At 60.7% G+C, this 1192-nt stretch carries 1 protein-coding gene; it reads right to left on the minus strand.

Annotated features, from left to right (window positions below; genetic code table 11):
* On the minus strand, positions 1-1192 hold a 1192-nt coding region (locus J1C49_RS21445; protein ID WP_227447850.1), incomplete at both ends, for a glycosyltransferase.

A 1192-nucleotide genomic window follows, 5' to 3' on the forward strand; every position in this document is an offset into this window, starting at 1 on the left:
CGGCGATCATCCGCGTCGACGTAGAGACCGCCATCGGCATATAACCGTGCAAGGCGAAAGAAATCGGATTGTTCGGCGGGATGGCGCGCCATCGCAAAGGCGCGCACCCAATCCGCCCCGAGCGTATCGCCAAGATAGTCTTTCGCCGTCTGGAGGTCATAGCATGTGTATGACACGCCCTCGAGGTCTGACCAGCTCGACATGACTTCTTCGACGGCCTCCGGAACCAGACGCTTGTCCCAGAACTGGAAAACGCTCGGAGGAATGGGAGCGATCCCGGATGAAGGCGCGTTTGTGCCGTTGTGCTCGGAGACCCACTTTTCAACGATACGCTTGCACGGGTCAAAGAACTGCAAGGGATCGTAAGACAACCCCGACTTTTCAAATTGGTCCAGCAATTTGAGTTCCGTCAGAAGGTTCCCTTCCAGCGTTGTGGAGAAATGCGGAGCGAGCTGATTGTCATCGCCGCTGTCCGGCTCGCCCATAACCGCAGCAGCCCGCGCAAGGCTTCCATCGCGGAGCAAAAGCTGGAACCGGTGAACCGGGTTCAGGCGCGGGTCTCTGCCAGCGGCCTTCAGGATCTCGATGCTCTTCTCGGGCTTCCCCATAAATGTGTAGATCTGCGACCGCAGCATTTTTCCCCGGAACCGGTCAAAGCTTTTGTGGGACGCTTCAAACGCCGCGATCTCTTCCAAGGCCGGCGGACCTCGCGCGTCGCGCGAAAGCGCCAGAGCGCGCTGCACCAGCAGGTCTGCATCGTCTGGCCAACGCTTTCTGGATCTTGCGAGATAGGCCGCGGCAACCCGTGGACGGCCCGATGTGCGCAGGAGTGCCCCAATGGATGCTGCCTGTGCTGCGGTTTGAGCGGAGAGCGGGCCATCAGAGCGCACGCGCTTCAAAGCAAGCGCCGGTGACGAAAGTCGCGACAAAGCAGCAAGCCGGGTGAAGCGATCTTCCACGCTGGTCCGCGCCCGCTTGGCCAATGCGTCCAGGGCGGGCTTCAGCAAGGTCATGCTCTCCGCATGACCGCGACGCGCAACGAGACAGTCCACCAGCGAAAGCAGGGTCTTATTCGGCAAATCCGTGCGCGCGACAAGGTTGGACTGCACAACGCCAAAAGCGCGTTCGGCGCCAAGCCGCGAGGCCAGCAACAGCAGAGACAGGGCCTTGGATGCGGACATTTTCGACAGGT

It is taken from the genome of Cognatishimia sp. F0-27 (assembly GCF_020667845.1).
GTDB lineage: Bacteria > Pseudomonadota > Alphaproteobacteria > Rhodobacterales > Rhodobacteraceae > JAFMPQ01.